Here is a 9,797-nt window from a genome sequence, read left to right on the forward strand (position 1 = left end):
TCCGTCCTTGTGCCGGTCATCGTAGCCCCAGTCCCGAGATCGCCACACCCTGTCACCAAGATGTCACAGCGCACGAACGAGAAACGTGGTGGAAGGGCAGAAGGTTCCCTCGGGAGTCCCCCTCGGCCCGCCCGGTCACGCTCCGGCCCCGCGCATGTGTCCTTCCATGACCGACAGGAGGTAATCGGGCTCGACCGGCTTGGTCACGTAGTCCGAGGCACCGGACTCGATCGCCTTCTCCCGGTCCCCCTTCATGGCCTTCGCCGTCAACGCGATGATCGGCAGCCCCTCGAACTGGGGCATCCGCCGGATCGCCGAGGTCGTCGCGTACCCGTCCATCTCCGGCATCATGATGTCCATCAGCACGAGCGCCACGTCGTCGTGCTGTTCCAGGACCTCGATGCCCTCCCGGCCGTTCTCCGCGTACAGCACCGCCAGACCGTGCTGTTCCAGCACGCTGGTCAGCGCGAAGACGTTGCGCACGTCGTCGTCCACGATCAGCACCCGCTCACCGTGGAAGTCGTACGTCCGCGGCGCCGTCGGCAGCGGCTCCTCCACGGCCCACGCGTCCGCCTCGCCCTGTCCGGGCACCTCCGCCCGCAGCGGCGGCTCGGCCATCGCCTTGCGCCGCCGCCGGAACAGCGCCGAAGAACCCTGCCCGTGCCCTTCCCCGGCCCGCGGCAGCGCCATCGGCGCCACCGGTCCTACGGGGCCCTGCGCCATCGGCGCCGCCGGCAGCTCGGGCCGCGTCTCCTCGGCGGCCGGGCGGCGGTACAGCTCCCCGCGCGCCCCGCCGGGCGTCGGCGGCGCGTACCCCTGCGGGGGCAGCTCGCTCGGGTGCAGCGGCAGGTACAGCGTGAAGGTCGACCCGCGGCCCGGCTCGCTCGCCGCGTGGATCTCCCCGCCCAGCAGCCGGGCGATCTCCCGGCTGATGGACAGCCCGAGGCCGGTGCCTCCGTACTTGCGGCTGGTGGTCCCGTCGGCCTGCTTGAACGCCTCGAAGATCACCAGCATCTTGCTCGCGGCGATCCCGATCCCGGTGTCGGTCACCGAGAAGGCGATCAGGTCGGCGTCGGCCTCCCGCAGCGAACCGGCCTCCAGGAGCTGCTCGCGGATCGCGATGGGCACATCGGCGCCGGCGGGCCGGATCACCAGCTCCACCGCCCCGGTGTCGGTGAACTTCACCGCGTTCGACAGCAGGTTGCGCAGTACCTGGAGCAGCCGCTGCTCGTCGGTGTGCAGGGTGGCCGGGAGCTCCGGGGAGACCCGTACCGAGAAGTCGAGGCCCTTCTCCGCGGTCAGCGGCCGGAAGGTGGCCTCCACGTAGTCGACGAGCTGGACCAGCGCGATCCGGGTCGGGGAGACGTCCATCTTCCCGGCCTCGACCTTCGACAGGTCGAGGATGTCGTTGATCAGCTGGAGCAGGTCGGAGCCGGCCCCGTGGATGGTCTCGGCGAACTCCACCTGCTTGGGCGAGAGGTTCTCGTCCGCGTTGTCGGCGAGCAGCTTGGCCAGGATCAGCAGGGAGTTGAGCGGGGTCCGCAGCTCGTGGGACATGTTCGCCAGGAACTCGCTCTTGTAGCGCATCGAGACCGCGAGCTGCTCGGCGCGCTCCTCCAGGACCTGCCGGGCCTCCTCGATCTCGGTGTTCTTCACCTCGATGTCCCGGTTCTGCTGGGCCAGCAGCTCGGCCTTCTCCTCCAGCTCGGCGTTGGCTGCCTGGAGGGCCTTCTGCCGGTTCTCCAGCTCGTCGGAGCGCTCGCGCAGCTGCTCGGTCATCTCCTGCGACTGCTTGAGGAGCATCTCCGTCTTGGAGTTGACGGAGATGGTGTTGACGCTCGTACCGATCATCTCGGCGATCTGACTGAGGAAGTCCTTCTGGATCTGCGTGAAGGGCTGGAAGGAGGCCAGCTCGATGACGCCGAGCACCTTCCCCTCGAAGAGCACCGGCAGCACGATCACGTGCGCGGGCGGGGCCTCGCCGAGCCCGGAGGAGATCTTCAGGTAGCCGGGCGGGGTGTTCTCGATGAGCACCATCCGCTTCTCCTCGGCGACCATGCCGATGAGCCCCTCACCCGGCCGGAAGGAGATGGGCATCTGCCCGCCGGCGTACGCGTAACTCCCGCGCATCCGCAGCTCGTACGAGCCGTCCGCGCCGCCGTCGGTCCCGATCTCGGTGGTGCCCCCGGTCGGCAGCGCCAGGAAGAACGCCCCGTGCTGCGCGGAGACCACCGGGGTCAGCTCGCTCATGATCAGCGAGGCCACGTCGTCCAGCTCGCGGCGGCCCTGCATCAGGGCGGAGATGCGGGCGAGGTTGCCCTTGAGCCAGTCCTGCTCCTTGTTGGCCAAGGTGGTGTCGCGCAGGTTGGCGATCATCGTGTTGATGTTGTCCTGGAGGACCTGGATCTCGCCCGCCGCGTCCACGTCGATCTTCAGGTTGAGATCGCCCCGCGTCACCGCGGTGGCCACGGCCGCGATGGCGCGCACCTGCCGGGTGAGGTTCCCGGCCATCTCGTTCACGGACTCGGTCAGGTCCCGCCAGGTGCCGTCCACGTCCCGGACCCGGGCCTGGCCGCCGAGGATGCCCTCGGTACCCACCTCGCGGGCCACCCGGGTCACCTGGTCGGCGAAGGAGGAGAGCTGGTCGACCATCGTGTTGATCGTGGTCTTGAGCTCCAGGATCTCCCCGCGCGCGTCGATGTCGATCTTCTTGGTCATATCGCCCTTGGCGATGGCGGTCGTGACCATGGCGATCTGCCGCACCTGGCCGGTGAGGTTGGAGGCCATGAAGTTCACCGAGTCGGTGAGGTCCTTCCACGTCCCGGAGACCCCCGGCACGTGCGCCTGGCCGCCGAGGCGGCCCTCCGTACCCACCTCGCGGGCCACGCGGGTGACCTCGTCGGCGAAGGAGGACAGCGTCTTGACCATCGTGTTGACGGTGTCGGCGAGCTGCGCGACCTCGCCACGCGCCTCGACGGTGACCGTCTTGGTCAGGTCGCCGTTGGCCACCGCGGTCGACACCTGCGCGATGCCGCGCACCTGGGCGGTCAGATTGCCGGCCATGGTGTTGACGTTGTCGCTGAGGTCCTTCCAGATGCCGGTGACCCCCCGCACCCGGGCCTGGCCGCCGAGGATGCCCTCGGTACCCACCTCGCGGGCCACCCGCGTCACCTGCTCGGCGAAGGAGGAGAGCTGGTCCACCATCGTGTTCACGGTGGTGACGAGCTCCAGGATCTCGCCCTTGGCATCGACCGTGATCTTCTTCGACAGGTCGCCCATGGCGACCGCCGTGGTCACCTCGGCGATGTTGCGCACCTGCGAGGTCAGGTTGTTCGCCATGAAGTTGACGGACTGGGTGAGGTCCTTCCAGGTGCCGGAGACGCCCTTCACCTCCGCCTGGCCGCCCAGGATGCCCTCGGTACCCACCTCCCGGGCCACCCGGGTCACCTGCTCCGCGAAGTTCGAGAGCTGGTCCACCATCGTGTTGAGGGTGTTCTTGAGCTCCAGGATCTCGCCCCGGGCGTCGACCTCGATCTTCTGCGACAGGTCGCCGCGCGCCACCGCGGTGGCCACCTGCGCGATGTTGCGGACCTGGGAGGTCAGGTTCCCGGCCATGCCGTTCACGGAGTCCGTCAGATCGCGCCATACGCCGGCCACACCGGGCACCTGCGCCTGACCGCCGAGCCGGCCCTCCGTACCCACGTCCCGGGCCACCCGGGTCACCTGCTCGGCGAAGGCCGAGAGCTGGTCGACCATCGTGTTGATGGTGTTCTTCAGCTCCAGGATCTCGCCGCGCGCGTCCACGTCGATCTTCTGCGACAGGTCGCCGCGTGCCACCGCCGTGGTCACCTGGGCGATCTGACGCACCTGGGAGGTCAGGTTCCCGGCCATGAAGTTGACGGAGTCGGTGAGCTCCTTCCAGGTGCCGGACACCCCCTCGACCCGCGCCTGGCCGCCGAGCCGGCCCTCCGTGCCCACGTCCCGCGCCATCCGCGTGACCTGGTCGGCGAAGGAGGACAGCTGGTCCACCATCGTGTTCACGGTGTTCTTCAGCTGGAGCATCTCGCCGGAGACGTCGACCGTGACCTTCTGCGACAGGTCGCCGTTGGCCACCGCCGTCGTCACCTGGGCGATGTTGCGGACCTGACCGGTGAGGTTGCGGAAGGCCGTGTTCACCGAGTCGGTGAGGTCCTTCCACGTTCCGGCCGCGCCCGGCACCTGCGCCTGGCCGCCCAGTTCGCCCTCGACGCCGACCTCACGGGCCACCCGCGTCACTTCGGCACCGAAGGACTGGAGCTGGTCCACCATCGTGTTGACGGTGTTCTTCAGCTCCAGCATCTCGCCGGCCACGTTCACGGTGACCTTCTGCGACAGGTCGCCGTTGGCCACCGCCGTCGTCACCTGCGCGATGTCGCGCACCTGCGTGGTGAGGTTGCGGAAGACCGTGTTCACCGAGTCGGTGAGGTCCTTCCACGTCCCGGCCGCGCCCGGCACCTGCGCCTGCCCGCCGAGCAGGCCCTTCGCCCCGACCTCGCTGGCCACGCGCGTGACCTCGTCCGCGAAGGTCCGTAGCGTCTCGGTCATCTGGTTGATCGTTTCGGCCAGCTGCGCGACCTCGCCGCGCGCGCTGACCCGGACCTTCTGCGACAGGTCGCCGTTCGCGACCGCCGTGGTCACCTGCGCGATCCCGCGCACCTGGGCCGTCAGGTTCCCGGCCATCGTGTTGACCGAGTCGGTCAGGTCCTTCCACACGCCCGCGACCCCGGGCACCTTCGCCTGGCCGCCGAGCTCACCCTCCGTACCCACCTCGCGGGCCACGCGGGTCACCTCGGAGGAGAACGAGGAGAGCTGGTCCACCATCGTGTTCACGGTGTTCTTCAGCTGCAGCATCTCGCCGGCCACGTGCACCGTGACCTTGCGCGACAGATCGCCCTTGGCCACCGCCGTCGTCACGAGAGCGATGTCACGCACCTGAGCGGTGAGCCGGTACGCCATCGTGTTGACGGAGTCGGTCAGGTCCTTCCAGGACCCGGACATCCCGCGCACCTGCGCCTGGCCGCCGAGCTTGCCCTCGGTACCCACCTCCAGCGCCACCCGCGTCACCTCGTCGGTGAACGCGGAGAGCTGGTCGACCAGGTTGTTGACCGTCCGCCCGACCTTCAGGAACTCCCCGCGCAGCGGGTGCCCGGCACCCTCCGCGGCCTGGGTCCGCAGGTCCATGCGCTGGTCGAGATCACCCTCCGCGACCGCCGACAGCACCCGGCCCACCTCGGACACCGGCCGGGCCAGATCGTCCACCAGCTGGTTCGAGGCATCGATCGCGGCCGCCCAGGAGCCCTCGCAGGCACCTGTTTCCAGCCGTTCGCTGAGCTTGCCCTCGCGGCCCACCATCCGCCGCACCCGGGACAGCTCCCCGGTCAGGTGGAGATTGCGGTCGGCGACCTCGTTGTAGACGGCGGCGATCTCCGCCATCACCCCGTCGCCGGACACCGTCAGGCGCTTGCGGAAGTTACCGTCCCGCATCGACACCAAGGCCGTGAGCAGCCTGTTCAGGGCCGCGGTATCGACCTCCGTCGTCGTGCCCCGCCGGGAGCGACCTCCCTTAGGGCGCGTTCCCGTACGCCGCACCGCCGCGCCAGCCTCCACCGTGTCCCTCCCGAAGGGGTCATCCTCTGTTCCACCGGGCATCTTGCTCATCAGACTGCGCCCACTTACGCCGTGCCCATCTACGCCGTGCCCGTTTACGCCGTGCCCATGTACTGCCCGACTTCAAGCCTGCCCAGTGTTTCACCCTGGCCGAACCCGGCCATAACACTCCGGCACCATCGCACACCGTCCGCACCCTGCGGGTGGATTCCCGGACGACGGCACCATGGCGACCGCGAAGGTAAGTAACCTGGCATCCGTTGTCCACCGCGTCGAAGGAGACTTGTGATCACGGCACGGGCGGCTGCCAGTTTCGATCCACAGGGGCGTTCGGTCGCTGCTGCCCGCGCATTCGTCCGCGACACCCTCCAGGGCTGGGGCTTCGGGGACATCATCGACGACGCGGTCGTCCTCACCAGCGAGCTCGTCACCAACGCCGTGGTCCACGCCGGAACCCGCGCCGAGGTCCTGTGCCTGCGCACCGAGGACGGCGTACGGGTCGAGGTCGCCGACCGCTACCCGGAGCGCGAGCTCCCCCTCCAGCACCCGGGCGACCGCCCGTACGCCGATCCCGACCGCGAGAACGGCCGCGGGCTCATGCTCTGCGCCGCCCTCGCCACCCGCTGGGGCGTCGAGTACACGGCCACGCACAAGCACGTCTGGTTCCGGCTCGACATGCCGGACCGTCCGGTCGGTACCCGCTCCGCGGGACCCGTCGTCCCCGACCAGCTCCTCCCCCTGGCCGACAGCCGGGTCCGCGTCGCCGTCCTGCAGATCGACTCCGCGGGCACCGTCTCCGCCTGGAACGAGGACGCCGAGATCATCTTCGGCCACCTCGCCTCGAAGGCGGTCGGCCGCCCGCTCGCCGAGCTCGCCGCCTGGCCGCAGACCCCCGGCACCGGCACCGGCATCGCCGAGGCCCTGCGCCTGTCCCGCTGGGAGGGCAGCTACGGCATCCGCGGCGCCGACGGCCGCGTCATCCCGATCTACGCCTCCCACCTGCGGGTCCGTGATGCCCACGGCGAGCCCTCCATCGTCTGCCTCCTCGTGCACGACGACGAGCGCGCCCTGCTGCAGAGCCCCGTACGGGCCCCCATGGACGGCGGCCACCTCACCGAGACCCGCCCCACGGACCCCTTCGAGATCTTCATCGGCTCCCCCGCCCCCGACGACCTCGACGGCCTGCTCCAGCGCACCGTGGAACGCGCCCGCGACCTCCTCGACGCCGACTCCGCCTTCCTCCTCCTCGCCACCGACGACGAGACCGAGCTCGAAGTCCGCGCCACCACCGGCCTGCCGTCCACCCGCCAGCGCTTCGCCCGCGTCCCCGTCGAAGCCGGCACCAACCGGTACGGCAGCGCCCGCATGCCCGCCGTCCACGAGGACCTCGTCGTCGTCCCCGGCGCGGTACCCCTCCTGGAAGCCACCGGCATGCGCTCCGCCATCACCGTCCCCCTCAAGGTCGAGGGCCGCCTCACCGGTTCCCTCGGAGTCGCCGCCGAGATGCCCGGCCGCTACTCCAACGACGACGCCCTGCGCCTGCAGTTCGCCGCGGACCGCATCGCCCTCGCCGTGGAATCCGCCCGCCTCGGCGAGCTCGAACGACTGCGCCGCGGCTCCCTCTCCTTCCTCGTGGAGGCCTCCGACCTGCTCGCCGGCACCCTGGACCGGGACCAGACCCTGGCCCTCATGGCCCAGATGACCGTCCCCACCCTCGCCACCTGGTGCGCCGTCTACACCATCGCCGACCAGGCCTCCGACCCGTTCCTCTCGTACGTCCTGCACGAGGACGAGGAACGCATCGACGGGCTCAAGGCCCTGCTCGCCCAGGTCAGCCCGCCCGAGCCGGTCCGCGAGTCCGGCGCCCGCCCCTGGCCCGAGACCTCCCTCGCGGTCGGCGGCGAGACCGTGGTCCTCCCGCTCCTCGCCCGCAACCGGGTCATCGGCATGCTGACCCTCGGCAAGCCCTCCGAGGAGCACTTCCGGCAGGAGATCCTCGAACTCGCCGAAGACCTCTCCCGCCGCGCCGCCCTCGCCCTGGACAACGCCCGCCTGTACTCCGAGCGCACCGCGATCAGCCGCTCGCTCCAGCGCAGCCTGCTGCCGCCCGGCTCCCCCACCATCCCCGGCATCGAGGTCGAGGTCATCTACCGCGCGGCGGGCGAGGGCAACGAGGTGGGCGGCGACTTCTACGACGTCTTCCCCATCCGCCCCGGCGTCTACGGGTTCGCCATCGGCGACGTCTGCGGTACGGGCCCCGAGGCGGCCGCCGTCACCGGCCTGGCCCGCCACGCCCTGCGCCTCCTGGCCCGCGAAGGCCTCGGCGGCCCGGCCGTACTGGAACGCCTCAACGCGGCGATCCTCGACGAGGGCGACCGCAGCCGCTTCCTCACCCTCCTCTACGGCGAGCTGCACCCGCAGCCCGACGGCGGCGCCCACATGAAGGTCGTCTGCGCGGGCCACCCGCTGCCGCTGCGCCTGCGCCCGAACGGCGAGGTCATCCCCGCCGCCGACCCGCAGCCCCTCCTCGGCGTCCTCGACGACCTGGAGCTCTACGAGCAGACCCTCACCCTGGACCCGGGCGACGTCCTCCTCTGCGTCACGGACGGCGTCACGGAACGCCGCGAGGGCACTCGCATGCTCGGCGACGACGGCCTCGCCGAGGTCCTCACCACCTGTACGGGCCTCACCGCCGGCGCCGTCGCCTCCCGCGTCCTGCGCGCGGTGGAACGCTTCGCCGCCGAACCGGCCTCCGACGACATGGCCATCCTGGCCTTCCGCATCCCCCGGCAGCGCGACGGCGACTGAGCACCGCCGCGCCACTCGCCCTAACGGCGGGGCCCCGCGACCAGGATCATGAACGACGGGGCCGCCATTTCCCCGGTCCAGGGCGCACTGCCCGTCTCCACGACCGAATCCCGGCCGGTGTCGGACAGGGAAGCGGACCGGGACGGCTGCACGGACGGGGAGGCGGCGTCACCGGCCAGAGCGATCCTGACAGTGTGGGCGAGATATCGAATCCGTTCGTTGTTCATGAGCTTTCCTCCCGTGGATCGAAGGCCTGGGAACTCCTGCTGATCCCATTGCGCCCCGGCCCCCACCCCCGGTCACGGCCCGAAGATTCGGGGCTTGACGAGGAGCCCCGGACCCCCATCACGCACAAAGGGCCCCCGCCACAAGGCGGAGGCCCTCCTTTACGCCGTCCCTCGGACCCTCAGACGTCGTCCCGGCGCGTCAGCGCGATCCCGAGCACGTCCCGGACGTACAGCTCGAGGAACTCGGGCAGCCAGGGATCACTTGCCATCCGGTCGAAGACCTTCACCAGCCGCTCGTCAGGCTCATCCGTCAGCAGGACGATCCGCCAGGTATTGAGCGGCCGCTCATCCGTACCGGCGACCCCGTGCTGTACGTGGAACAGCGGCTGCCGGCCGTCCGCGCGCAGGGGCACGCCCCGCACGTCGGAGAAGGTCTCCCGGCCCAGGAAGGTGACCACCTGCCGGTCATGGTTCAGGTACGTCTCCTCGAGCACGAGTCCGTACTCGTCCGGCTCCAGCCACAGCCTCTGCCGCGACTGCCGGACGAACTCGGCCCCCAGGTCCGCCCCCGCCCGGCCCGGAACCCAGGCGGAGGCAGAGCCTTCCTGGATGACGTACGGAATGAAGGCACCGGGATTGCCGGCCTTCCGGACCTCCATGTCCCAGATCCCCGCCCGGTCCAATACCACCGGCTCCGCGCCGACGTACCGCTCCCCCAGGATCCGGTTGACATCCACGGCCGGCAGAACCGCCCGGGTATACCTCCCGTCGGCCCAGGCCTGCTCGAACTCGGCCTCGGCCGGAGTCTGATCCGACATCACGCGTCCCTCCCCAGCAAAACCCTCAAGATCATTCCAACCCGAAGGATACTCAGGAGGAGATCGCGGAAAGGGTGGGGGAAACGCAAAAAGGCCCCCGCCATTGGCGGGGGCCTTCTCGTTTTGGAGCCCTTTAACGGAATCGAACCGTTGACCTTCTCCTTACCATGGAGACGCTCTACCGACTGAGCTAAAAGGGCGGGTTGTTCGGCGGCGTCCTACTCTCCCACAGGGTCCCCCCTGCAGTACCATCGGCGCTGAAAGGCTTAGCTTCCGGGTTCGGAATGTAAACCGGGCG

The 9,797-nt window shown here is 70.0% G+C and carries 4 protein-coding genes, 1 tRNA gene and 1 rRNA gene; 1 reads left to right on the top strand and 5 read right to left on the bottom strand.

Translation table 11 applies throughout. The annotated features are described in order from the left end of the window. Positions 1–135 precede the first annotated feature (135 nt). Positions 136–5,523, bottom strand: a complete 5,388-nt coding sequence (locus tag ACFYYB_RS31180; protein WP_389439440.1) for a HAMP domain-containing protein — start codon at positions 5,521–5,523, stop codon at positions 136–138. Positions 5,524–5,931: 408 nt separating this feature from the next. On the opposite strand from ACFYYB_RS31180, the gene ACFYYB_RS31185 reads away from it, so the two are divergent. Continuing rightward, complete coding sequence (locus tag ACFYYB_RS31185) at positions 5,932–8,454, top strand: SpoIIE family protein phosphatase (protein ID WP_389439442.1); 2,523 nt, start codon at positions 5,932–5,934, stop codon at positions 8,452–8,454. A 20-nt stretch (positions 8,455–8,474) separates the two neighbouring features. On the opposite strand, the gene ACFYYB_RS31190 is transcribed toward ACFYYB_RS31185, so the two are convergent. The 4 genes from ACFYYB_RS31190 to rrf form a co-directional block, all read right to left on the bottom strand. Continuing rightward, positions 8,475–8,681, bottom strand: coding sequence for a hypothetical protein (locus ACFYYB_RS31190; RefSeq protein WP_389439444.1), 207 nt, complete (start codon positions 8,679–8,681; stop codon positions 8,475–8,477). A 179-nt stretch (positions 8,682–8,860) separates the two neighbouring features. Beyond that, positions 8,861–9,499: a hypothetical protein gene (locus tag ACFYYB_RS31195; RefSeq protein ID WP_389439446.1), complete on the bottom strand. Its 639-nt coding sequence runs from the start codon at positions 9,497–9,499 to the stop codon at positions 8,861–8,863. A gap of 124 nt (positions 9,500–9,623) precedes the next feature. Then, a tRNA-Thr gene (locus tag ACFYYB_RS31200) sits at positions 9,624–9,699 on the bottom strand. Positions 9,700–9,704: 5 nt separating this feature from the next. After that, a 5S ribosomal RNA gene (gene rrf / locus ACFYYB_RS31205) occupies positions 9,705–9,797 on the bottom strand; the annotation flags it as partial.

It is taken from the genome of Streptomyces sp. NPDC002886 (genome assembly GCF_042888445.1).
In the GTDB taxonomy this organism is placed as follows: domain Bacteria; phylum Actinomycetota; class Actinomycetes; order Streptomycetales; family Streptomycetaceae; genus Streptomyces.

What these genes read in the sequence shown, in the direction of transcription:
- ACFYYB_RS31180 (WP_389439440.1), bottom strand. Translation starts at nt 5,523, where the DNA reads ATGCGGGACGGTAACTTCCGCAAGCGCCTGACGGTGTCCGGCGACGGG.
- ACFYYB_RS31190 (WP_389439444.1), bottom strand. Translation starts at nt 8,681, where the DNA reads ATGAACAACGAACGGATTCGATATCTCGCCCACACTGTCAGGATCGCT.
- ACFYYB_RS31195 (WP_389439446.1), bottom strand. Translation starts at nt 9,499, where the DNA reads ATGTCGGATCAGACTCCGGCCGAGGCCGAGTTCGAGCAGGCCTGGGCC.